Source organism: Streptomyces pactum (assembly GCF_002005225.1).
In the GTDB taxonomy this organism is placed as follows: Bacteria; Actinomycetota; Actinomycetes; order Streptomycetales; family Streptomycetaceae; genus Streptomyces; species Streptomyces pactum_A.
On sequence record NZ_CP019724.1, the window covers coordinates 5,931,356 to 5,954,728 of the forward strand.

Consider the following 23,373-nt stretch of genomic DNA (forward strand, 5'->3'; position numbering starts at 1 on the left):
CAGGAGCGTCCCCCATGAGCCGCAAGAGAATCGCCCTCCTCGCCCTCCCCGCCGCCGCGCTGCTCGCCCTCGTCCCCACCACGGCGTCGGCCTACCCCGGCCCCGGCCGGGTCACCGGCTCCGTCGTCACGCACGACCCGACGATGATCCGCACCTCGTCCGGGCAGTACCAGCTCTACGCCACCGGCGGCGGCATCAGCAGCAAGACGTCCTCCGACCGCACCGCCTTCGCCGCCGGCGCCGACGCCTTCGGGTCCCGGCCGGGCTGGTGGTCCCGGTACTCCTCCGTCCCGGAGGCCTGGGCGCCCGACATCTCGTACCACGGCGGCAAGTACCTGATGTACTACTCCGTCTCGAAGTTCGGCAGCAACACCTCCGCCATCGGCCTCGCCGGCTCCACCACCGGGCAGCCGGGGAGCTGGAGCGACTACGGCGTCGTCTACACCTCCGGCTCCTCCAGCGACTACAACGCCATCGACCCCAACCTCTTCGTCGACGACGACGGCAAGTGGTGGCTGTCCTTCGGCAGTTGGTGGACCGGCATCAAGATGATCCGGATCGACCCGTCCACCGGGAAGCAGCTCGCCTCGGACACCGCCCGCCGCTCCCTCGCCTCGCGCCCGTCGGGGACCAAGGCCGTCGAGGCCCCGTACATCGTCAAGCGGAACGGGTACTACTACCTCTTCGCCTCGTACGACACCTGCTGCGCCGGCACCAGCTCCACGTACAAGGTCAAGGTCGGCCGGGCGACCAGCGTCACCGGGCCGTACTACGACAGGAACGGCGTCTCGATGATGAACAACGGCGGGACGCCGGTGCTCGAGTCGCACGGCAGCGTCATCGGTCCCGGCGGCCAGTCGATCATGAACGACGTCGACGGCGACCTGATCGTCTACCACTACTACGACGGCAACGACAACGGCACCCCCAAGCTCGGCATCAACCTCCTGAACTGGAGCAGCGGATGGCCCGTCGCCTACTGACCCTGCTGGCCGCCCTGCTGCTCGCCCTCTCGCTCGGGCAGCCCACCGCGAGCGCGGCCACCTTCGCCAACCCGGTCAAGGCGCAGAAGGGAGCCGACCCCTGGATCACCTACCACGGCGGCAGCTACTACATGGTGTCGACGAGCTGGACCGACGTCATCACCGTCCGCAGATCGCCCACCCTCGGCGGGCTCGCCACCGCGCCCAGCGTGCAGGTGTGGCGGGGCGACGCGGCGTCCCGGTGCTGCAACATCTGGGCGCCCGAGCTGCACTACCTGAACGGCCGCTGGTACCTGTACTACGTCGCCGGCCAGAACGTCTCCGACTACAACCCGACCCAGCGCAGCCACGTCCTGGAGAGCGCCGGCCCGGACCCCATGGGGCCGTACACCTACCGGGGGCAGCTCAACTCCGCCTGGATGCTCGACCCCACGGTGGCGACGGTCGACGGGCGGCTGTACCTCTTCGGCAGCACGCACGACGGGACGCAGAACATCGTCGCCGCGCGGATGTCGAACCCGTACACGGTCTCCTCCTCCTTCACCACCGTCTCCAGGCCGACGTACGCCTGGGAACGCTCGGGCGCCCCGGTCAACGAGGGACCGGAGATCCTCCAACGGGGCGGACGGACCTTCCTGGTCTACTCCGCCGGCGGCTGCTGGACCCCCGACTACAAGCTGGGGCAGCTCGAACTGACCGGGGCCGATCCGGTCTCCGCGTCCTCCTGGACGAAGAAGCCGACGCCGCTCTTCCAGCGCAGTGACGGCAACGGCGTCTACGGGCCCGGGCACAACGGCTTCTTCACCTCGCCCGACGGATCCGAGAGCTGGATCGTCTACCACGCCAACGACGCCGCCTCGGAGGGCTGCGACAACGGGCGTACGGCGCGGGCGCAGAAGTTCACCTGGAACGCCGACGGCACTCCGAACCTCGGCACCCCCGTCCGGCTCGGGGCGGGCATGCCCGGACCCTCGGGCGAGCCGACGGCCGTCTCGACCACCTACACGGTCACCAACCGCAACAGCGGCAAATGCCTGGACGTGGCCGGGAGCTCGCCCGCGGACGGGGCCGGCGTGGCGCAGTACTCCTGCAACGGCGGCGCCAACCAGCGCTGGCGCCTGGAGGATCTCGGGGACGACACCCACCGGCTGGTCAACGTGGCCACCGGGAAGGTGCTGGACACCGCCGACTGCTCGGCCGCCGACGGGGCCGACCTGCGGCAGTGGTCCTGGCTGGACAACACCTGCCAGCGGTTCCGGTTCCTGGCGACCGACGGCGGTCACGTCCGGATCGTCAACCAGGCCACCGGCAAGGTCGCCGACGTCGCGGACTGCTCGACGGCGGACTCCGCCGACGTACGGCAGTGGACGTGGCTGGGCAACGCCTGCCAGCAGTGGCGGCTGAACCCGGTCTGAAGCACCGTCCGCGCCCTCACCCCGTCCGGCTCATGCCCGCCGCGTTCGGCCAGCCCTGCGGTCCCGGCCGGCCCGTCGCCGGGACCGACTCCAGGCCGTTGGTGCCCCGGACCTGGGCGGCCGTGAGGCCGCCGCGGGCCGGGACACCGGGCGGGGTGGGGCCGGCCGGGACGGGGCCGGCCGGGACGGGGCCGGCCGGGACGGGGCCGGCCGGCACCGGGTACGGGGCCGCCGCGGCGGCCGGCGCCACCGGGGCCGGGGCCGGGTACGGGGCCGCCATGGGCTGTGGGGCCGGTGCCGGGTGGGGGACCGGCACCGGCCCGGGGTACGGCGCCGGCTGGGGGACCGGCGCCGGTTGCGGGGCCTGCGGGGCCTGCGGGGGTGCCGTCGGTACCGGCGTCGGGCCGATGGCCGCCGCCGCCGGGGCGGCGGGCACCGCGGCGGGCAGCGGCATGCCGGTGCCGGTGCCGGTGCCGGTGCCGGTGGCCGGAGCGGCGGCGAGCCCCGGGGCACCGGCACCGGCGGCGATCCCCCGCAGGCCGGCCCCGTTGGTCTCGCTCATCAGGCGGTCCACCGCCGCCGTGCCCGAGCTGTAGCCGGTTCCGTTGGCGGGCTCGGGCACGGCGGCTCCCCTCCCGGACCCGTAGAGCACCTGTTCCAGGCCGGACACCAGGCGACGCACGTCCGCCTGGGGGCGCACCACGAGACGCAGGAAGCGACTGGAGGAACCGATCTTGTTGCCGCATTCACGGACCAGGACCCGGTGCTCGGTGAGCATCCGGTCCCGGACGACGGTGCCTTCGGCGCCCACGGGGAGGCGCACGAAGAGGAAGTTGCCCTGGGACGGGTAGACGGTCAGGCCGGGCAGCGCGGACAACTGGCCGGCCATCTCCAGGCGGTCGCGGCGGACCTGGTGCAGGCTTCGCGCGTACTCCGGGCCATGGTCGCGCAGCATGAACACCACGTGCTCCGCGAAGGAGTTGAGGTTCCACTTGGGCAGCATGGCGCGCACCCTGCCCGCGAGTGCCGGGTTGGCGACCAGATAGCCGAAGCGGATGCCGTGCAGCCCGAAGTTCTTGCCGAGGCTGCGCAGGACGACGACGTTGGGGCGCAGCATCGCCTCCTGGACCACGCTGGGCTCCGCCTCCGCGTCGGCGAACTCCAGGAACGACTCGTCGACGACGACCAGGTCCAGGTCGGCCATCGCGTCCATGAACCGCACCAGCGCCTGCTTGGGCGCATAGCCGCCGTCGGGGTTGTTCGGGTTGCAGACGACGGCGACCCGGGTGCCGCGGGCCCGGATGAACTCGGCGTACCGGGCGAGGTCGAGGGCGAAGCCGCCGGACTCCTGGAGCGGGAACATGTCGACCCGCTTGCCGGTCTCCATGGGCTGGTCGGTCCACCGGCCGAACGTGGGGACGGGGACGGCGAGGGACTCCCGGACCAGCAGATGGTCGATCCAGGTGATCAGCTCCGTCGAGCCGTTGCCCATCGCCACGCACTGCGGCGGCAGTTGGAGCAGACTGCACAGCTCGGCGGTGATGGTGTCGGCGCTGCTGGGGTAGTACGTGATGATGTCGCGCAGCCGGCCGGCCATCTCGTCGAACATCGCCGGGGTGGGGAAGTACGGGTTGCACGGAATGCAGAAGTCCACCGGCCCGCCGCCCGCCGCCTCGCCGCTCTCCCGCGTCAGCGCCGCCATCGACGGGCTGTGCGCCGCGGTGCTGCGGAACAACGAGGTGACGTTGCCGGACAAGTGGACCTCCGTAGGTGGGCGGCCCGCGCGGGGGAGTGCGGGCCGCCCTTACATACGGTGGGGCGTCCGGTGGCGTTCAACGCGTGTGAAGAAAGTGTGCCCTCACGCGTCGAACGAGTGCACCGTCGTCGTCCGGTACGTCTGCCCAGGCCGCAGCACGGTCGAGGGGAACGACGGCTGGTTCGGCGAGTCCGGGAAGTGCTGCGTCTCCAGGCACAGGGCGTCGCCCTGCCGGTAGAGGGAGCCGCCGGTGCCGGTCAGCGTGCCGTCGAGGAAGTTGCCCGAGTAGAACTGCAGGCCGGGCTGGTCGGTGGCGATGCGCAGGGTACGGCCCGAGGACCGGTCGCGCAGGGTGGCGATGTGCTCGGGGCGGTCGGTGACGCCCTTGTCCAGGACCCAGTTGTGGTCGAAGCCCTTGGCGGTGACCAACTGCGGATGCGCGTCCCGGATGTCCCGGCCGATCGGCTTGGCCCGGCGGAAGTCGAAGGGCGTGCCGGAGACCCGGGCCAGTTCGCCCGTGGGGATGAGGCCCGCGTCGGTGGGCGTGTAGCGGGAGGCGGCGATCGACAGCTCGTGGTCCTCGATCGTGCCGCTGCCCTCGCCGGCCAGGTTCCAGTAGACGTGGCTGGTGAGGTTGACGACGGTGGCCCTGTCGGTGGTGGCCTCGTAGTCGATGCGCCACTGGCCGCGCCGGGTGAGGGTGTAGGTCACCTTCGCCTTGAGCGTGCCCGGGTAGCCCATCTCGCCGTCGACGCTGGTGTAGTGCAGGACCAGGCCGACGTCGGAGCCCTCGGTGAACGGCTCGACGTCCCACACCCGCTTGTCGAAGCCCTGGGCGCCGCCGTGCAGGGTGTTGTCGCCGTCGTTGACGGAGAGCTGGTACGCCTTGCCGTCCAGGGTGAAGCGGCCCTTGTCGATGCGGTTGCCGTAGCGGCCGATCAGGGCGCCGAAGTAGGGGCTGGACGCGACGTAGTCGTCGAGGTCGTCGAAGCCCAGCGAGACGTTCTCGTAGCGGCCCCGGCGGTCGGGGACCTCCAGGGACTGGACGATGCCGCCGTACGACAGCACCTTCATCCGCGTGCCGCCGTTCTCCAGCGACCAGCGGTGCACCTTCGTGCCGTCGGCGAGCTTGCCGAAGAGCTCCTTCACCGGCTTCCTGCCTCCCGTGGCGTGTGCCGTGCCGCCGACCGTGGCGGCGGCGATGCCCGCGGCGGTCGCCGACGCGATGACCGTACGTCTGCTCAGTTCCATGTGCGGCTCCTGTACTTCCGTGAAAGAAGCGGGCCCCGCCTTCGGTGGCGGGGCCCGGAGTGACCTACGAACCGACCCTGCGCTTGTTCCACACGTCGAACCCGACCGCCGCCAGCAGCACCGCGCCCTTGATGACCTGCTGCCAGTCGGTGCCGATGCCGACGAGGTTCATACCGTTGTTCAGCACGCCCAGGACCAGGCCGCCGATGATCGCGCCGAGGACCGTGCCGACGCCGCCGCTCATCGACGCGCCGCCGATGAACGAGGCGGCGATGGCTTCCAGCTCGAAGTTGAGGCCGGCCTTGGGAGAGGCCGCGTTGAAGCGGGCGGCGAAGACCAGACCCGCCAGGGCCGCGAGCATGCCCATGTTCAGGAAGACCAGGAAGGTGACCTTCTTGTCCTTCACGCCCGACAGCTTGGCCGCGGGCAGGTTGCCGCCGATGGCGTAGATGTGGCGGCCGATGATCGCGTTGCGCATCAGGTAGCCGAACCCGACGACCAGCACGCCCAGGATGAGCAGCACGACCGGGGCGCCCTTGTAGCTGGCGAGCAGCAGCGTGACGACCAGGACGGCGGAGACCAGCGCGACCAGCTTGAGCAGGAACAGCTTGGCCGGCGGCACCTCGAGGGTGAACTCCTGCTGCCGCTTGCGGTCGCGGACCTCCTGGAACACCACGAACGCGATCAGCGCGAAGCCCAGCAACAGGGTGAGGTTGTGGTAGTTGGTGTTCGGCCCGACCTCGGGCAGGAAGCCGTTGGCGATCTTCTGCAGGTCCTTCGGGAACGGGCCGAGGGTCTGGCCCTTCAGGAAGATCTCCGTCAGACCGCGGAAGAGCAGCATGCCCGCGAGGGTCACGATGAACGACGGTATGCCGAGATAGGCGATGAAGAACCCTTGCACGGAGCCCGCGAGCGCGCCGATGGCCAGGCACAGCACCACCGCGACCGGCCAGGGGAGATCGTTCCTGACCATCAGGACGGCGGCCATCGAGCCGATGAACGCGGTCAGTGAGCCGACCGACAGATCGATGTGGCCGGCGATGATGACGAGCATCATGCCGATCGCGAGGATCAGGATGTAGCTGTTCTGCAGCACCAGGTTGGAGACGTTGCGCGGCAGCAGCAGGTCGCCGTCCGACCAGACGGCGAACAGCACCACGATCAGGCCGAGGGCCATCAGCATGCCGTACTGGCGCATGTTGCGGCGCATGCCGTCGAGCATGAGCTGCAGCAGGCCGCCGCCGGAGGCCGCTCCGTCCTTGCCGGGCGGCGCGGGGGCCGGGGTCTTGGCGGTCAGGTCCGTGCTCATCGGGTTACCTCTTCGTCCTTCTTGTCCTTCGTCATCCGACGCATCAGTGCTTCCTGTGACGCCTCGGCCCGCGAGAACTCACCCGTCAGCCGCCCCGCGGCCATCGTGTAGATGCGGTCGCACATGCCGAGCAGCTCCGGCAGTTCGGAGGAGATGAAGACGACCGCCTTGCCCTGGGCGGCCAACTGGTCGATGACCGTGTAGATCTCGTACTTGGCGCCCACGTCGATGCCGCGCGTGGGCTCGTCCAGGATCAGCACCTCGGGACCCGCGAAGATCCACTTGCTGAGGACGACCTTCTGCTGGTTGCCGCCGGACAGCTTGCCCACCGGTTCGAAGACGGTCGGCGCCTTGATGTTCATGGACTTGCGGAAGTCCTCGGCGACCTGCCGCTCCCCGTGCTCGTCGACCACGCCCCGCTTGGCGACCTTGCCCAGCGCGGTCAGCGAGATGTTCCGGTTGATGGTGTCGATGAGGTTGAGGCCGTAGTGCTTGCGGTCCTCGGTGACGTACGCGATGCCGTGCCTGACCGCCTCCGGGACGGTCTTCGTACGGATCTCGGCGCCGTCCCGGAGGACCGTGCCGCCCGCGTACCTGCCGTAGGTGCGGCCGAAGACGCTCATCGCGAGTTCCGTGCGGCCGGCGCCCATGAGTCCCGCGATGCCGACGATCTCGCCGCGCCGCACCTCGATCGAGACGTCGTCGACGACCTTGCGCTGCTGGTCGATGGGGTGGTGCACGGTCCAGTCGCGGATCTCCAGGGCGGGCGCGGCCCCCTCCTCCGGATGGTGCGGGGTGCGCTCTGGGAAGCGGTTCTCCAGGTCGCGGCCGACCATCCCGCTGATGATGCGGTCCTCGGTCGTCTCCTCGGCCTTCACGTCGAGCGTCTCGATGGACTTCCCGTCGCGGATGATCGTCACCGCGTCGGCGACCCGGCGGATCTCGTTCAGCTTGTGCGAGATGATGATCGAGGTCACGCCCTGTTCCTTCAACGAGAGGATCAGGTCGAGGAGTTTGCCGCTGTCCTCGTCGTTGAGCGCCGCCGTCGGCTCGTCGAGGATGAGCAGCTTCACCTTCTTCGACAGCGCCTTGGCGATCTCCACCAACTGCTGCTTGCCCACGCCGATGTCGGCGACGCGGGTCTCGGGGTGCTCGTCGAGACCGACCCGGCGCAGCAGCTCGGTGGCGTGCTTCAGGGTGTCGTTCCAGTTGATGAGTCCGCGCTTGGCGTGCTCGTTGCCGAGGAAGATGTTCTCGGCGATGGACAGGTACGGCACCAGCGCCAGCTCCTGGTGGATGATCACGATGCCGTGCTGTTCGCTCGCCCGGATGTCCTTGAACCGGCAGGTCTCACCCTCGAAGAGGATGTCCCCCTCGTAGCTGCCGTGCGGATGGACGCCGGAGAGCACCTTCATCAGGGTCGACTTGCCGGCGCCGTTCTCCCCGCAGATGGCGTGGACCTCGCCCTGGCGGACGGTCAGTGTGACGTCCGACAGCGCTTTGACACCGGGAAAGGTCTTGACGATCGAGCGCATTTCCAGGACGGGTCCCGCCATGGTCGTGCCTTCCAATCCTTGAGGGGGCCCGGTTACTTCAGGTCGTCCGCGGAGTAGGTGCCGCCGCCGACGAGGACCTTCTCGTAGTTGGACTTGTCGACGCTGACCGGCTGCAGCAGGTAGGCGGGGACGACCTTGGCACCGTTGTCGTACGACTTGGTGTCGTTGACCTCGGGCTTCTTGTCGTTGAGGGAGGCTTCGACCATGTTCGAGGCGACCTTGGCGAGCTCGCGCAGGTCCTTGAAGACGGTCTGCGTCTGCTGGCCCGCGATGATCGACTTCACCGAGGCGAGCTCGGCGTCCTGGCCCGTGACGACCGGCATGGGCTTGCTGCCCGAGCCGTAGCCGTCCGACTTCAGGGCGGACAGGATGCCGATGGAGATGCCGTCGTAGGGCGAGAGCACCGCGTCGACCCGGGCGCTGCGGTAGCTGGAGGTCAGCAGGTCGTCCATGCGCTTCTGCGCGGTGCCGCCGTCCCAGCGCAGGGTGGTGACCTGGTTGAGGTCGGTCTGCTTGGACCGGACGACCAGATCGCCCTTGTCCATGTACGGCTTCAGGACGCTCATCGCGCCGTTGAAGAAGTACTTGGTGTTGTTGTCGTCGTTGGAGCCGGCGAACAGCTCGATGTTGAAGGGGCCCTTCTTCGAACCGTCCTTCAGGCCGAGCTTCTCGACGATGTACGTGCCCTGCAGCTCGCCGACCTTGCTGTTGTCGAACGAGGCGTAGTAGTCGACGTTCTCCGTGCCGAGGATCAGCCGGTCGTAGGAGATGACCGGGATGTCGGCGTCCTTGGCCTGCTGGAGCACGTTGCCCAGGGACTTGTTGTCGATCGCGGCGATGACCAGGGCGTCCACGCCCTGCGTGATCATGTTCTCGATCTGGGAGACCTGCTGGTCCGGGTCGTCCTCGCCGTAGACGAGCTTGGTCTCGTAGCCCTTGGCCTTCAGTTCCTTCTCGACGTTGGCTCCGTCGCTGATCCAGCGCTCGGAGGACTTGGTGGGCATCGCGATGCCGATGGTGGCGCCGTCGCTGCCGCCCTTGTCCTCCTCGCTGCCGCCCTCGCTGTTCTGGCCGCAGGCGGTCAGCGTGAGGGCGAGGGAGGCGGCGGAGGCTATGGCGGCGAGTGCGGCTCTGCGGTTGCGCATGGTCATCATCCTTGAGGTGGGTGCAGGGCTCGGTCCGGTGGTGACGCGAAACGCTGAGGGTGGATCGACCGAGAGCAGGTGTGTGGGATTGTGCGCGGCTGTGTCTTCTTTTGTGAAGGGAGTTTCCGGAACGTTATGACGAAATCTCGAACCGGTTGAGCGAGCCCGGCAGTCGCGTGCCGAGCGGAGCCATGTCCCCGTCCGCCCCGTGCCGCTCGAGCAGGTCCAGCGCGAGCCGGCCGCGCCGCACCCGCTCCTTGGCGGTGGTCAGGGTCAGTTCCCGCAGGTGGTGGCCGTACGGATAGATCCCGGGAGCCTTGGAGAGGCCGAACTTCAGATACAGCGGGGCGCCGCGCCGGACCAGCTCGGCGACCTCGTACATCCGCACGTAGCCGCCGAGGTCGTCGGGAGCCTCGATGTACATGTCCATGGGCGCGGCCGAAACCCGCCGTATTTCGGTCAGGTGATCCGGTGTGAGGTCGCTGGGCACGTTGATGGAGTCGGCGCCGAGCCGCTCGTACACCGCGTACGAGGCCGGGTTGACCGGTCCGACGAGCGCCGAGAGCTTGAGCGTGGTGTCGGCGGGGACGATCCCGGCCGACCGCGCCCGGTGCAGCGTCCACAGCACGCCCTCGTCGGCGACGAGCAGGCACTTGACGCCCAGCTCCGTCGCGCGGACGGCGTCCTCCACGCACCCGGCGACCGCGTCGTGGCCGCGTGCCCGCAGGCCCGCGCCGCCCGAGTCGGTCCGGGTCGAGCCGCCGATGTCCCAGGTGCCGCGCGGGCCGGTGAACAGGCAGAGCTCGATGTCGCGTTCGGCGGTGGCCTCGACCATCTCGGTGATCTCGGCGTCGGTCAGCATCCACACGCCGCTGCCCTGGCTGATCCGGTGGATCGGCACGTCCAGCCGTGAGGACTCCTTCAGCACCACCCCCAGCGCCTCCGGCCCCTCGCAGGAGGGGATCTCGGTGCGCCAGCGGCCGCCGCCCGGGAAGGAGTGCGGGGAGGCGTCGGCGGGGTCGAGGGCGGGCGCGGCCAGGCCGAGGGCGGTGAGCGCCTGCTCACCGGGCCTGCGTGCGGCGGCCTTGGCGGAAGCGTCGGTCACAAGCGTTCCTTAGTGTTCGGTATGTCGGACGAAGTTCGCGGCTCTGGGGAGGAGAGGCCGGCGGAGCAGCCCGTGCGGATGGATGTACGCCGGTACGGAGGCCGTCAGGTCGCCCCCGTACCGGCGTACGGCTCGGGGGCGGGCGTCAGGGACGCAGCAGCACCTTGCCGACCTTCGGGTCGCCGGACCCCACCAGCTCGATGGCCTCGGCGAACCCGTCGAGGGGCAGCTCGTGCGTCACCAGCGGCCGCGGGTCGAGCAGGCCGGCCGCGAAGACCCGCACCGTGTGCGCCCAGGCGTCGGGCGGTGCCCCGAAGACGGTGTGCACCTCCACCTGCCGTACGACCAGGTCGGTCGGGTCCAGCCCGTCGGCGCCCGGTGCCGGGATACCGGTCAGCACCAGCCGCCCGCCCCTGCGGAGCAGTCCGGCGGCGGTGCGGGCGGCGTCGGCGGACCCGGCGGTCTCGATGACGACGTCGAAGTCGTCCGGGAGCGGTTGGTCCTTCGTCCGGAAGGCGGTCGCCCCGTACTGCCGGGAGAGCGCCTCCCGGTCCCCGCGCGTGCCGACGACCAGCAGTTCGCCCGGGGACGCGGCGCGCAGGAACTGCACGGCGAACATGCCGAGCGTCCCGGTGCCGACGACCGCGACCCGCTCGCCGGGGCGGGCGTTCGCCTTGAGCGCCGCGGCGGCGATGCACGCGGCGGGCTCCAGCAGGGCAGCGGCGGTGAGGTCGGCGTCGTCGGGCAGGACGTGCAGGAGGCGGGCGGGGAGGGTCAGCGTGGGCGCCATGGCCCCAGGCTGGGTGAACCCCGTCTCCTCGTACCCCGCCGTGCACAGCGTCGTCTCGCCCGCGTGACAGCGGTCGCAGACCTGGCAGTTGCGGAACCCCTCACCGACGACCCCGCGCCCGACGAGCGACGCCGGCACGCCGGCACCGACCCGCTCCACGGTCCCGGACCACTCGTGCCCGGGGGTGAGCGGGTAACGCACGTACCCCTCGGGCCGGTTGCCCTGGTAGACCTCGCGGTCGCTGCCGCAGATGCCGGCCGCGTGCACCCGCACCAGCGCCTCGCCGGGTCCGGGCTCGCGCGGCTCGTGCGGCACGAGCCGGTGCTCGCCCGGCGCCTCGATGACGACCGCGTCGCTCATCCCTCGGTCCCCTTGGGCTTGCGCTGCTCCCAGCCCTCGGCCCACAGGTCGAACCGGGCCTGCTGCTGCGGGAACTCGGCCGCCGCGTCGGTGTCCAGCTCGACCCCGAGGCCGGGCGCGTCGGAGAGGTGGAAGCACCCGTCCTCCGGGTTCACCTGCGGCGCGCCCTTCACCACCTTCTTGATCTCCGCGTCCGCGAAGTCGTTGAAGTGCTCGAGGATCTTGAAGTTCGGGGAGGTGAAGCCGACCTGGAGGCTCGCGGCGGTCAGCACCGGCCCGCCCACGTTGTGCGGGGCCACGAGCGTGTAGTGCGTCTCGGCGGTGGCGGCGAGCTTCCGGGTCTCCCAGATGCCGCCGATGTGGCCGACGTCGGGCTGGATGATGTCCACGGACTGGTCCTCGAAGAGCTCCCGGAACTCGATCCGGTCGTGGATGCGCTCGCCGGTGGCGACGGGCATGTCCACCTTCTCGGCGACCTTCCGCAGTGCCTTGAGGTTCTCCGGCGGGACCGGCTCCTCCAGCCAGGCCGGCTTGAAGGGCGCCAGTTCGCGCGCGAGCCGGACGGCGGTGGCGGGGGAGAAGCGCCCGTGCATCTCCAGCATCAGTTCCGCCTCGGGCCCGATGGCGTCCCGTACGGCCTCGATCAGGGACACGGCGTACAGCGTCTCGGCGTGGTCGAGCTCGAAGTGCCCGGTGCCGAAGGGGTCGATCTTCAGCGCCCGGTACCCGCGCTCCATGACCCCCTGCGCGGCCTTGTGGTACGCCTCCGGCGTCCGCTCGGTGGTGTACCAGCCGTTGGCGTACGCCTTCACCTTGTCGGTGACCTTGCCGCCGAGGAGCTGCCAGACCGGGACGCCGAGCGCCTTGCCCTTGATGTCCCAGCAGGCCATCTCGACGACGGCGATCCCGGACATCACGATCTCGCCGGCACGGCCGTAGTCGCCGTACTTCATGCGGCGGACCAGATCCTCGACAGCGAACGGGTCGGAACCGAGAATGTGGTTGGCCTCCGCCTCCTTCAGATAGCCGAGGAGGGCGTCGGTGTGCCCCAGCATCCGGGTCTCGCCGACTCCAGTGATCCCCTCGTCGGTGTGCACCTGGACGTACGTCAGGTTGCGCCACGGCGTCCCGACCACGTGTGTGCTGATTCCGGTGATGCGCACGACGGTTGCCCTTCGCTGTGTTCGATATTTCGTCACTCGTTCGAAATGCTGGCGTGACAGTAAGGAGGGGGCGGTCGGAGTGTCAATGGGTCGGACACATAACGGTTTCGGCAGTTTCGAAAGTACGGGGCGGAGCGGTCCCGGCCGCTTTCCCACACAACCTTCACACGCGCCTCTATGATCACGGCCGTTGCGGAACTTAACCTTCCCGCGTCATGGACTACTGCCACCCGTGCCGACGGCACCTCAACGGCGCGCTCGCCTGCCCGGGGTGCGGCCCTCCTGCCGAGCAACTCGGCTCACCGGACGCGTACTTGACGGGGGGTGAGGGGCGCCCGCCGGGAGTCGCCGGCGCCACCGGCGCGGGTGCCGCGCCCGTCGGGGTCGGCATGCCGGGCGGGTCTCTCGGGCCGGGCGGCACCGACGCGCCGGGCGGGTTCCTCGCACAGGGCGGTACCGACGCACCGGGCGGGTCTCTCGGGCCGGGCGGTACCGACGCGCCGGGTGGGTTCCTCGGGCCGGGCGGTACCGACGCGCCGGGTGGGTCCCTCGGGCCGGGCGGTACCGACGCGCCGGGTGGGTCCCTCGCACAGGGCGGTACCGACGCGCCCGACGAGGGCCCCGCGCCCGACGGGGGTCCCGCGCCCGACGGGGGTCCCGCGCTCGACGGGGGTCCCGCGCTCGACGAGGGCCCCGCAGACGGCTCGGGCGGCGGGCGGAGCAGCCGCCGCGACCGCAAGGCCGCCGCCCACCGCCGACGACGCCGCCGGACTCTGCTGATCACCGCGGGCTTCGTCCTGGCGGCCGGTGGACTGAGCCTCGCCGAACTCGGCATGGACGCCCCCGGTTCCCCGGCGAATCCGGCGGCCGACGGGGGCGAGTCGACGGACGGCGGGGCGACGCGCGAGGTGGGGGAGGCGTCGGCGGTCCCGGTCGACGAGACGTCGAGGACGACTTCGGCTTCCGGCACGCCGTCCCCCGGCGCGTCCGCCTCGGCGTCGGCATCGGCGTCGGCATCGGCGTCGGCGTCGCCGTCGGAGTCCCCGGACGCGGAGAATTCGGAGACGGCGGACGAGAGCGAGGCCCCGTCGGCACCCTCTTCGCAGGCCCCGGAGGCCACCTCGACCGCCGGCCCACCTGCGACGCGGCCGGACGACCCGCCCCCGACGACGACCCCTGCCCCGACGACCTCACCGGACCCGACCCCCACCGAGACGTGCGACCGCTTCCTGTGGTGGTGCGCGTAGCCGCCCGCTGCGGTTGCACATGCGGGTAGTACGTGCCTGCCTTCGGGCTCCAGGACCTGGGAGGCCCCCGGGGCGGTGGCGCGCCGGGTCGCGCGGCCCGCCGGCCCGCCCCCTTCAGGTCAACGCCGGGTCACCGGCAAGTACCGGCCCACCGCGCCCGCTCCACCGCGCCCGCCCCACCGCGCTCACTCCTCCAGCATCCTGCGCAACGCGTCCCGCAGGGCCACCCGCTCGCCGTCCGACAAGCCCGCGAGCGGCTCCCGCGCGAACCGCAGCGACTCGCGCAGCCCCCGCGCCACCCGACGCCCCTCGTCCGTCGCCGCCGCCACCTTCACCCGGCGGTCGCCGGGGTCCGGGCGCCGCTCGACCAGTCCGCGTGCCTCCAGCCGGTCCACGATGCCGGTGACGTTCGACGGTTCGCACTTCAGCTTGTGGGCCAGCTTCCGCATCGGCAGCGGCTCCAGCGACAGCAGGCTCAGCAGCTTGGCCTGCGCCCCGGTCAGGGCGCGTTCCGCGGCCGCCTCCTCGTAGTCGGCGTGGAAGCGGGCCACGACCTCGCCGATCAGCTCGACGACTTCCAGGGTGAGTGCGTCGGGTCGGCGGGTCGTGTCGCGTGGTGTGGCCATGGAATCCAGGGTACCCATTTGTTTGACAACCTGAAATGTTCAGCCGCATGGTTGTTTCAGGACCTGAAACATCTCGGAAGCCCCAGGAAAGGTGCCCCATGACCGACTCCCCCGCCCTCCCCACCGTCAACCGCGAATGGCACCTGGTCAGCCGCCCGGTCGGCTGGCCCAAGCCCGAGGACTTCGCCCTCGTCGAGGCGGAGGTCCCCACCCCGGGTGAGGGCCAGGTGCTGGTGCGCAACCTGTTCGTCTCCGTCGACCCCTACATGCGCGGCCGCATGAGCGCCGCCAAGTCCTACGCCGACCCCTACGAACTGGGCAAGCCCATGCTGGGCGGCGCGGTCGGCGAGGTCCTCGCCTCCAACGCCGAGGGCATCGCCGTGGGCGACCACGTCCTGCACTTCTTCGGCTGGCGCGAGTACGCCGCCCTGGACGCGAAGAACGCCGTCAAGGTGGACCCGGAGGCCGCGCCGCTGTCGACGTACCTCGGCGTGCTCGGCATGACGGGGCTCACCGCCTACGCCGGTCTGCTGCGCGTCGCCGCGCTCAAGGAGGGCGACACGGTCTTCGTCTCCGGCGCGGCCGGTGCCGTCGGCAGCCAGGTGGGGCAGATCGCGAAGCTCAAGGGCGCCGCCCGGGTCATCGGCTCCGCCGGCTCGGACGAGAAGGTCAAGCTGCTCGTCGACGAGTACGGCTTCGACGCCGCCTTCAACTACAAGGACGGCCCGGTGAGCGAGCAACTGCGCGCCGCCGCCCCGGACGGCATCGACGTCTACTTCGACAACGTGGGCGGCGACCACCTCGAGGCCGCCATCGGCTCCCTCAACCTGGGTGGCCGGGTCGCCGTCTGCGGCATGATCTCGGTCTACAACAACACCGAGCCCGCCCCCGGCCCGAAGAACCTCGCCCGTCTGATCCAGACCCGCGGCCGCATCGAGGGCTTCCTGGTCGGCGACCACTACGACCTCCAGCCGCAGTTCGTCCAGGACGTCGGCCCCTGGGTCCGCTCCGGCGAGCTGAAGTACCGCGAGACGGTCGTCGAGGGCATCGAGAACAACCTGGAGGCCTTCCTCGGCGTCCTGCGTGGCGACAACACCGGAAAGATGATCGTCAAGCTCTGACGCCCCTCCCGTGGGAAGGGCGGGCCTTCACTGAGTTTCCGGCATGCGGTAGCGTCTTTCCGGAATCCGTCGTGATCGTGGGCGCGAGTCACGGCGGACCGAGGAGGAAGACAACCGCATGCCCATTCAGCAGTCCGAGGTCCTCTACACCGCCGTCGCCACCGCCGAGAACGGCCGCGACGGACGGGTGGCCACCGATGACGGCCAGATCGACGTGGTCGTGAACCCGCCCGAGGAGATGGGCGGCAACGGCGCCGGCACCAACCCGGAGCAGCTCTTCGCCGCCGGATACAGCGCCTGCTTCCAGGGCGCGCTCGGCGTGGTGGCCCGGCAGGAGGGCGCCGACGTCTCCGGTTCGACCGTCACCGCGAAGGTCGGCATCGGCAAGAACGACGACGGGTTCGGCATCATCGTCGAGATCTCCGCCGAGATCCCGGCGGTGGACGCCGCCACCGCGCGGTCGCTGGTGGAGAAGGCCCACCAGGTCTGCCCGTACTCGAAGGCGACCCGCGGCAACATCACCGTGACGCTCGCCTGACCGGAGCCCGGTCGCGTGCGGGGCGGCGCTCACCCGGCGAGCACCGCCCCGTGCACCGCCGCCACCGGGCCGCCCGTTTCTCCGCTGCCCCTCACCCCCTCGCCGGACCCCTGCGGGGCCGTTCGCCGACCGGTACGGCGCGGGGAGCGCGTTCGGCCCGATCGCGGCTTGCTCGGGACGCGGCGGGCCGGTCCCGACCGGTAGAGTTCCGCCCATGCGCGATCTTGGGGCGGGATTCGGCCATCTCCTGAAGGGCCAGCGCTGGGTTGCCCGGCACGGCAAGAGCTACGGCTTCGGGCTCCTCCCGGGCCTGATCACACTGGTGCTGTACGCGGCGGCGCTGATCGGGCTGGCGCTGTGGGGCACGGACTTCGTCGCCTGGGCGACGCCCTTCGCCGACGACTGGTCGAGCCCCTGGCCAGGCCTCTTCCGCGGCTTCCTCACCGCCGTCATGTTCGCCCTCGCCCTGCTCCTGGCCGTCCTCACCTTCACCGCGGTCACCCTGCTGGTCGGCCAGCCCTTCTACGAGAGCCTCTCCGAGCGGGTCGACCGCGACGTCTCCCCGGACGGCACCGCCCCCGAGTCGAACCTGCCGCTCTGGCGCGAGCTGTGGATCTCCGGTCGCGACAGCCTCCGCGTCCTCGCCCGCGCCGCCGTCTGGGGCGTGCTGCTCTTCGCCCTCGGCTTCATCCCGGTCGTCGGGCAGACGGTGGTCCCGGTGGTCGGCTTCTTCGTCACCGGCTTCTTCCTCACCGAGGAGCTCGCCTCCGTCGCCCTCCAGCGCCGCGGGGTCGAACTGCGCGACCGTCTCGCCCTCCTGCGCTCCCGCAAGATGCTGGTCTGGGGCTTCGGCACCCCGCTGGGCGTGTCCTTCCTGGTGCCGTTCGTCGCGGTGTTCCTGATGCCGGGCGCGGTCGCGGGCGCCACGCTCCTCGCCCGCGAACTGCTGGGCGAGGAGACCCGCGACGGCGCCGACGACCGCTCCGACGGCGGCTGTGCCGACCCGGCGGTCAGCCCCGGTCCGGCTCCGGCGCGCTGACCGCCACGGCCACGATCGCCCGCACCTGCGCCACGATGTCCAGCCGGTTGCGCACGAACGAGGGGTCGGTGACCGTCCCGGTCGCGGGATCGGTGTTCCGGGCCCCGAACTGCAGCACCGGCGTGTGGACGTGCCCGCCCGGCAGCGTGGCGCCCAGCCCGAGCCGGTCCCGCAGCAGGGTCGCCCGGTAGGCGATCTCGTTGGAGAGGTAGTCCCCGCCGCCTCCCGCGCGGGCCGTCGAACCGGGCGTGGGCCCGTCCGGCCGGACGACCGGCTCGGTGCCCCCGGCCGGGATCTCGGTCACGCCGGTGTTGTCGTACACGGGGAAGCGCCCGGTGTCCGCGCTCGTGATCGCCTCGTACGGCAGTGTGGTCGTCGTCCACTGCGGCTGTGCGGCCGGGTCGGCGACGGGCACCGTCTCGGTACGGGACACGTTCTCGTTGTCGGGGAAACCGCCCCGCCAGGCGCCGTTGGTCCGCTCCACGTCGAACCGCCCGACCCGCCCCTGGCTCACGGTCGTGAACAGGTCCACCCGCGGCAGGTACGGCCGCAGCGCCCGCTCCACCGCCCCCTGGGTGAAGTCCCGCCAGCGCACCGGGAACACGGCCGTCTCCACGCGAGCGGGCCCGTCCGGCGTGTCGATCACCGTGCCGTCCAGGGCGAGCGCGGCGGCGCCGGACGGGTTGGAGATCCGGATGTCCCGGTCCAGGGTGAAGGGGTCGAAGCCGGTGAGCAGGACCCGCCGCACGCCCTTGCCGCGGGGCAGACGGATGTCGCTCTGGCCGCGCGAGGCACGCTCCAGTTCCCCGAGCAGCGCGGCCCGCCCGTGCTCGGTCAGCCCGAACTCCGGCTCCCAGGTGCGCAGTTCCCGCGTCATCCCGAGCCGCGCCCAGTACAGCGGGCGGTCGTCGTCCCGGCTGAGGTCCCCGCGGGCCGGACCCCGCCCCTGCGCCCGGTCCACGGCCCGCCGCCACAACGCCGAGCCCTCGCGGGCGACGACGCGGCGGGCCTCGCGGTAGGAGTCCGCCCGCCCGAGGTCACGGGCGAACGCCGGTGCCGCCGAGGCGAATCCGGAGCGCCGCAGGATCTCCTGGGGTGCCTCGCCGTCGAGCCGCCGCTCCTCGACGGTCGGTGCGGGGGCGGTGGCCGGGGGCGCCGCCGTGGCCGTCGCCGGGGCCGCGAGCCCCGCCACCAGGGCCAGTGCGAGTACGCCGATCCGAACGCGTATGTGTGTCAAGGGAGTCCAGGTCCTTCCGTCACCGTGGGGTCGCGCTGCCGGACGGCGGCAGTATCGCGTGACGGGAGGGACGAGCGCCATGGCGCGTGACGACCGGCTCGCGGCCGTTTGTGAAGGGTTCGTACGAACCGGCGACCGGACGCCCGATCGCCGACCAACGGATCACCCGGGCGATTACCGTCTGACTCGGCACGGCTCACGGCGTGCCCCCGTGAACAGCCCCGGCCCGGGACCTGACATCCGGGCCGGGGCTCAACCCCGGGCTCCGGTGCCGCGCCGCCTACCGCGCCGAGAAGCCGTACACCGTCTCCGAGCGGAAGACCTCACCCGGCCGCAGCACCGTGCCCGGGAACCGAGGCCGGTTGGGGGAGTCGGGGAAGTGCTGCGTCTCCAGCGCGACGCCGTCCCCGGGCGCGAACGGCTCGCCCAGGTGGTCGGCGGTGTAGAGCTGGAGGCCGGGCTCGGTCGTCGCCACCGTCAGCACGCGTCCCGACGCCGGGTCGTACAGCTCGGCGACCTCCACGGCGGTGTCCGTCACGCCCTTGTCGAGGACGAAGTTGTGGTCGTAGCCCGAACCGACCTTGCGCGCCCGCCGGAAGTCGAAGCGGGTGTCCGCCACGTCCACCAGGGCGCCCGTCGGGGTCAGGTCGGCGTCGACCGCCGTGATCCGGGACGCGGCGAGCCGCAGCTCGTGACCGCCCGCGTGCCCGGCGCCCGTCCCGCCCAGGTTGAAGTAGCTGTGGTTCGTCGGGTTCAGCACGGTCGGCGCGTCGGTGACCGCCTCGTACGCGATCCGCAGCGCACCCGACCCGTCCAGCGTGTAAGTCGCCGAGAACTCCACGCGGCCCGGGAAGCCCTCCTCGCCGTGCGGGCTGACCCGGCTCAGCCGGACGCCGTGCGCGCCCTGCCCGACGGGCTCCACGTCCCACACCCGCTTGTCGAAGCCGCGCTCGCCGCCGTGCAGCGAGTTCGGCCCGTCGTTGCGCGCCAGCGTGTACGTCCGCCCGTCCAGCGGGAAGCGGCCGCCCGCGATCCGGTTGGCGTACCGCCCGACGAGCGCGCCGAAGTAGGGCTCCGGGTGCGTCACATAGCCGTCCAGGCCGGCGAACCCCAGCACCACACCGGCGGTGTTCCCGTTCCGGTCCGGGACCTCGGCCGACTGCACGATCCCGCCGTAGGACAGGACCCGGACCCGTACGCCGGCCCGTTCCAGGGTCCAGCGGTGGACGGGAGTGCCGTCGGAAAGTGTGCCGAAGAGTTCGTTCATGTGCGGAACTCTAGGACACGCCCAGGTCAGGCCCCGGTCGGGCCGGTCAGGGCTGCTTCGCGGTGACGGCGCGGTACGCGATCTCGGCCAGCCGGGCCTGCCCGTCCACACTCGGGTGGAACCAGTCCCATCGGCTCAACTGGTCGGTGCCGAACCGGTACTCGTGCACCGCGCCGCCGTCGGTGCGGCACAGCCGGTCCTTCGCGCAGACCTCCCGCAGCACCTCGTTGTAGTCCTCCACCCGGTCCCGCACGGTGTTCCGGCGCAGGGTCGCCGCCGCGTCCAGGGAGTCCGCGTCGCCCAGCATCGACGGGCAGATGCCCAGCTTCCACACCTGCTTGCCCAGCGCGTTGGTGCGTCCCTGGGACCACAGCCGCTTCAGGTCCGGGATGCTCGCCACGTACACCTGCGCCTCGGGCAGTTTCCGGCGCAGGGTGCCCATGGCCTCCTCGAACCGGTCCCGGAAGTCGGCGACCGACGTCATCGCCGAGGTGGTGGCCCGGCAGGCGTCGTTCGCCCCGGCCATCACCGCGACCAGCTCCGGCTTCCGTGCCGCCGCCCGTGTCACCTGCCCCGTCAGATCCGCCATCCGGGCGCCGGTGACCGCGTAGTTCCAGCTCCGCTCGGCCGCCGCCGCCTTCCCCAGCAGCCGTACGGCGAGACTGTCGACCTCGGTGCTGCTGCCGGTCGCCCACGAGACCTCCGGGCAGTCCGACAGGACCGCGCAGGCGTCGAAGCCGCGCGTGATGGAGTCGCCCACGGCGGCGACCGAATCCGGACTCGTGTCCCAGGCGGGGCTGGGACTCGGCCGCTTCGACGCGGAGGGGGACGGGCCGGGGGAGTCACCGCCCACGGCGTCGCAGCCGGCAGTGCCCAGGACGGCGGCGGTCACCACCGCGAGTGCGGCGCGCGAACGGCGACGGCCGACACGCCGACGGCGACGGCCGCCGGGCACCCCCTGACCCGTCCGCTCACCCATTCCGGTCCCACCCCTCGCCTCGTGCCTCCGAAGTCATCAACCCATGACACCGCGCCAGGGTTCCCGAGGTCGCGGATGCGACGGTTCACACCCGTACAAGCGTCCTGCCGGGTGAATGGGACAGGTTTGTCGGCACCGGGACCGACGGTACGTCACACTCCCCGCCCCGTCGCACGGTAGCCTCGCCATCAACGTGGCCCGCCCGGCCGCAGCCGTTCCGCCCGTTCCGAGATGTCCCGCTCAGCCCGGAGGTTCCGGTGACGACACGTGGAGTTCTGTACGTGCACTCCGCGCCGCGCGCGCTCTGCCCGCACGTCGAGTGGGCCATCGCCGGGGTGCTCGGCACGCGCGTCGGCCTGGACTGGATCCGGCAGCCCGCCGCGCCCGGCACCTGGCGCTCGGAGTTCTCCTGGCAGGGCCAGGCCGGCACCGCCTCCAAGCTCGCCTCCGCGCTGCGCGGCTGGCGGTTGCTGCGCTTCGAGGTCACCGCGGAACCGTCCGCGAACGCCGAGGGCGAGCGCTATAGCTGCACCCCCGAACTCGGCATCTTCCACGCCGTCACCGGCATCCACGGCGACATCCTCATCCCCGAGGACCGGCTGCGCGCCGCCCTGGTCCGCTCCCAGCGCGCCGAGACCGACCTGGAGTCCGACATCGCCAAGCTCCTCGGCAAGCCCTGGGACGACGAACTGGAGCCCTTCCGCTACGCGGGCGAGGGAGCCCCGGTCCGCTGGCTGCACCAGGTGGTGTGACCCGCCCCCGCCCCGGCACACGTGAAGGGCCCCCACCGGCCGGTGGGGGCCCTTCAGTCGCGTACGCACGTCGCTCAGACCGTCCGGAACGCCAGTACGACATTGTGGCCGCCGAAGCCGAACGAGTCGTTCAGCGCGGCGATACGGCCCTCCACGGGCAGCTTCCGGGCCTCGCCCCGGACGATGTCCGCGGCGGCCTCGGCCTCGGGGTCGAGGTTCTCGACGTTGATGGTCGGCGGCGCCACCCGGTGGTAAAGGGCGAGCACGGTCGCGACGGACTCCACGCCGCCCGCGCCGCCGAGGAGGTGACCGGTCATCGACTTGGTGCCGGAGACCGCCATGTGGTCGACGTCGTCGCCGAGGACCTTGCGCAGGGCCTTCAGCTCGGCGATGTCACCGGCCGGCGTCGAGGTGGCGTGCGCGTTGACGTGCACGATCTCGGCCGGGTCCAGGTCGGTGTTGTCCAGCAGGTGCTGGAGGGCGTGCGAGATGCCGCGGCCCTCCGGCTCCGGCTGCACGATGTCGTGGCTGTCGGCGGAGATGCCCTGCCCGACCGCCTCCGCGTAGACCCGCGCACCGCGCGCGGCGGCGTGCTCGGCGGACTCCAGGACGAGGACGCCGGCGCCCTCACCGAGGACGAAGCCGTCGCGACCGGTGTCGAAGGGGCGGGAGGCGCCCTGCGGGTCGTCGTTGTTCTTGGACATCGCCATCATGTTGCCGAACGCGGCGATGGGCAGCGGGTGGATCGCCGCCTCCGTGCCGCCCGCGACGACGACGTCGGCGCGGCCGGTGCGGATCATCTCGATGGCGTAGCCGATGGCCTCGGCGCCCGACGCGCAGGCGGAGACCGGCGTGTGCACGCCCGCCCGGGCGCCCACGGCCAGGCCCACGTTGGCCGACGGGCCGTTCGGCATCAGCATGGGGACGGTGTGCGGGGAGACGCGGCGGACGCCCTTCTCCTTGAGCACGTCGTACTGGTCGAGCAGGGTCGTCACGCCGCCGATGCCGGAGGCGATGACCGCGCCGAGCCGGTCGGCGTCGACGCCGACGCCCTCACCGCCCTCGCCGGCCTTGCCGGTGAAACCGGCGTCCTTCCAGGCCTCCTGCGCCGCGATCAGCGCGAACTGGGCCGAGCGGTCCAGCCGGCGGGCCCGGGGACGCGAGATGACCTCTGAGGGGTCCACGGCGACCGGTGCGGCGATGCGGACGGCCTGGTCGGCGGCCCACTCCTGCTCCAGGGGCTTGACGCCGGACTTGCCGGCGACCAGGCCTTCCCAGGTAGAGGCTGCGTCGCCACCCAGCGGTGTGGTTGCGCCGATACCGGTGACGACCACGGTGCGATTGGTCGAGCTCACGGGAATTCTTTCTCCAACGGGATACGGATTCGTACGGCGCCACCGCCGGGTGGCGGGGCAGTCAGCCCAGAGGCAGTGATCGGGCGATCAGCTCTGGTGCTTGAGGATGTACTCGGTCGCGTCGCCGACCGTCTTGAGGTTCTTGACGTCCTCGTCCGGGATCTTGACGTCGAAGCGCTCTTCGGCGGCGACGACGACCTCGACCATGGACAGCGAGTCGACGTCCAGGTCGTCGGTGAAGGACTTGTCCAGCTGGACGTCCTCAACCGGGATGCCGGCGATCTCGTTCACGATCTCGGCGAGACCGGCGACGATCTCTTCCTGAGTGGCGGCCATGATGGCGCTCCTTCGTTGTTATCCAGAGGGTGTGGCGGCCCGC

At 71.4% G+C, this 23,373-nt stretch carries 21 protein-coding genes; 7 read left to right on the top strand and 14 right to left on the bottom strand.

All coding sequences use genetic code 11. The features are described 5' to 3' along the window. Nucleotides 1–14: 14 nt before the first annotated feature. Nucleotides 15–983, top strand: coding sequence for an arabinan endo-1,5-alpha-L-arabinosidase (locus B1H29_RS25305; protein WP_055416751.1), 969 nt, complete (start codon nt 15–17; stop codon nt 981–983). Beyond that, on the top strand, nt 965–2,398 hold the full coding sequence (locus tag B1H29_RS25310) for a family 43 glycosylhydrolase (protein ID WP_055416750.1): 1,434 nt from the start codon (nt 965–967) through the stop codon (nt 2,396–2,398). Before B1H29_RS25305 ends, B1H29_RS25310 begins: the two co-directional genes overlap by 19 nt. 16 nt (nt 2,399–2,414) lie before the next feature. Here B1H29_RS25310 and B1H29_RS25315 read toward each other — a convergent pair whose 3' ends face one another. The 8 genes from B1H29_RS25315 to B1H29_RS25350 all read right to left on the bottom strand — a co-directional run bounded on the left by B1H29_RS25315 (nt 2,415) and on the right by B1H29_RS25350 (nt 12,833). Further along, nucleotides 2,415–4,154 (bottom strand): pyridoxal phosphate-dependent aminotransferase, encoded by a 1,740-nt coding sequence (locus B1H29_RS25315; protein WP_055416749.1) that lies wholly within the window; start codon nt 4,152–4,154, stop codon nt 2,415–2,417. 102 nt (nt 4,155–4,256) lie between these two features. Further along, nucleotides 4,257–5,405, bottom strand: coding sequence for an aldose epimerase family protein (locus B1H29_RS25320; protein ID WP_055416748.1), 1,149 nt, complete (start codon nt 5,403–5,405; stop codon nt 4,257–4,259). Between the two features lie 64 nt (nt 5,406–5,469). Next, nucleotides 5,470–6,714, bottom strand: coding sequence for a multiple monosaccharide ABC transporter permease (gene mmsB / locus B1H29_RS25325; RefSeq protein ID WP_055416747.1), 1,245 nt, complete (start codon nt 6,712–6,714; stop codon nt 5,470–5,472). Further along, nucleotides 6,711–8,270 carry a multiple monosaccharide ABC transporter ATP-binding protein gene (gene mmsA, locus B1H29_RS25330; protein WP_055416746.1) on the bottom strand — a complete coding sequence of 520 codons (1,560 nt, stop codon included), beginning with the start codon at nt 8,268–8,270 and terminating at the stop codon, nt 6,711–6,713. Before mmsA ends, mmsB begins: the two co-directional genes overlap by 4 nt. A 32-nt stretch (nt 8,271–8,302) precedes the next feature. Next, nucleotides 8,303–9,415 carry a multiple monosaccharide ABC transporter substrate-binding protein gene (gene chvE, locus B1H29_RS25335; RefSeq protein WP_055416745.1) on the bottom strand — a complete coding sequence of 371 codons (1,113 nt, stop codon included), beginning with the start codon at nt 9,413–9,415 and terminating at the stop codon, nt 8,303–8,305. A gap of 133 nt (nt 9,416–9,548) precedes the next feature. Further along, complete coding sequence (locus B1H29_RS25340) at nt 9,549–10,520, bottom strand: hypothetical protein (RefSeq protein ID WP_055416744.1); 972 nt, start codon at nt 10,518–10,520, stop codon at nt 9,549–9,551. 145 nt (nt 10,521–10,665) lie between these two features. Further along, on the bottom strand, nt 10,666–11,670 hold the full coding sequence (locus B1H29_RS25345) for a zinc-dependent alcohol dehydrogenase (protein ID WP_055416743.1): 1,005 nt from the start codon (nt 11,668–11,670) through the stop codon (nt 10,666–10,668). Next, the gene (locus tag B1H29_RS25350) at nt 11,667–12,833 is read right to left on the bottom strand and encodes a mandelate racemase/muconate lactonizing enzyme family protein (protein ID WP_055416742.1); all 1,167 of its coding nucleotides are present in this window, start codon (nt 12,831–12,833) and stop codon (nt 11,667–11,669) included. The genes B1H29_RS25345 and B1H29_RS25350 overlap by 4 nt, the downstream gene beginning before the upstream one ends. Before the next feature lie 215 nt (nt 12,834–13,048). Here B1H29_RS25350 and B1H29_RS38870 point away from each other — a divergent pair, with 215 nt between their 5' ends. Next, nucleotides 13,049–14,080, top strand: a complete 1,032-nt coding sequence (locus B1H29_RS38870; RefSeq protein ID WP_063787478.1) for an SCO2400 family protein — start codon at nt 13,049–13,051, stop codon at nt 14,078–14,080. Between the two features lie 185 nt (nt 14,081–14,265). Here B1H29_RS38870 and B1H29_RS25365 read toward each other — a convergent pair whose 3' ends face one another. Next, entirely contained in the window at nt 14,266–14,706 is a 441-nt protein-coding gene (locus tag B1H29_RS25365) for a MarR family winged helix-turn-helix transcriptional regulator (RefSeq protein WP_055417717.1), read from the bottom strand. 98 nt (nt 14,707–14,804) lie between these two features. On the opposite strand from B1H29_RS25365, the gene B1H29_RS25370 reads away from it, so the two are divergent. The 3 genes from B1H29_RS25370 to B1H29_RS25380 all read left to right on the top strand — a co-directional run bounded on the left by B1H29_RS25370 (nt 14,805) and on the right by B1H29_RS25380 (nt 17,404). After that, nucleotides 14,805–15,827, top strand: a complete 1,023-nt coding sequence (locus tag B1H29_RS25370; protein ID WP_055416740.1) for an NADP-dependent oxidoreductase — start codon at nt 14,805–14,807, stop codon at nt 15,825–15,827. A gap of 118 nt (nt 15,828–15,945) precedes the next feature. Continuing rightward, nucleotides 15,946–16,365 carry an organic hydroperoxide resistance protein gene (locus B1H29_RS25375; protein WP_055416739.1) on the top strand — a complete coding sequence of 140 codons (420 nt, stop codon included), beginning with the start codon at nt 15,946–15,948 and terminating at the stop codon, nt 16,363–16,365. Nucleotides 16,366–16,579: 214 nt separating this feature from the next. Next, nucleotides 16,580–17,404: an EI24 domain-containing protein gene (locus B1H29_RS25380; protein WP_055416738.1), complete on the top strand. Its 825-nt coding sequence runs from the start codon at nt 16,580–16,582 to the stop codon at nt 17,402–17,404. On the opposite strand, the gene B1H29_RS25385 is transcribed toward B1H29_RS25380, so the two are convergent. The 3 genes from B1H29_RS25385 to B1H29_RS25395 form a co-directional block, all read right to left on the bottom strand. After that, complete coding sequence (locus B1H29_RS25385) at nt 17,376–18,641, bottom strand: pyroglutamyl peptidase (RefSeq protein ID WP_199832276.1); 1,266 nt, start codon at nt 18,639–18,641, stop codon at nt 17,376–17,378. The genes B1H29_RS25380 and B1H29_RS25385 overlap by 29 nt on opposite strands. A gap of 280 nt (nt 18,642–18,921) precedes the next feature. Next, complete coding sequence (locus tag B1H29_RS25390; protein ID WP_055416737.1) at nt 18,922–19,908, bottom strand: aldose epimerase family protein; 987 nt, start codon at nt 19,906–19,908, stop codon at nt 18,922–18,924. Between the two features lie 46 nt (nt 19,909–19,954). Beyond that, entirely contained in the window at nt 19,955–20,887 is a 933-nt protein-coding gene (locus tag B1H29_RS25395) for an SGNH/GDSL hydrolase family protein (RefSeq protein WP_055416736.1), read from the bottom strand. Between the two features lie 257 nt (nt 20,888–21,144). On the opposite strand from B1H29_RS25395, the gene B1H29_RS25400 reads away from it, so the two are divergent. Beyond that, nucleotides 21,145–21,639, top strand: coding sequence for a DUF3145 domain-containing protein (locus tag B1H29_RS25400; RefSeq protein ID WP_055416735.1), 495 nt, complete (start codon nt 21,145–21,147; stop codon nt 21,637–21,639). 74 nt (nt 21,640–21,713) lie between these two features. Here B1H29_RS25400 and B1H29_RS25405 read toward each other — a convergent pair whose 3' ends face one another. Both B1H29_RS25405 and B1H29_RS25410 read right to left on the bottom strand, forming a co-directional pair. Next, nucleotides 21,714–22,994, bottom strand: coding sequence for a beta-ketoacyl-[acyl-carrier-protein] synthase family protein (locus tag B1H29_RS25405; protein ID WP_055416734.1), 1,281 nt, complete (start codon nt 22,992–22,994; stop codon nt 21,714–21,716). A gap of 87 nt (nt 22,995–23,081) precedes the next feature. Beyond that, nucleotides 23,082–23,330 (bottom strand): acyl carrier protein, encoded by a 249-nt coding sequence (locus B1H29_RS25410; protein ID WP_055416733.1) that lies wholly within the window; start codon nt 23,328–23,330, stop codon nt 23,082–23,084. Nucleotides 23,331–23,373 lie beyond the last annotated feature (43 nt).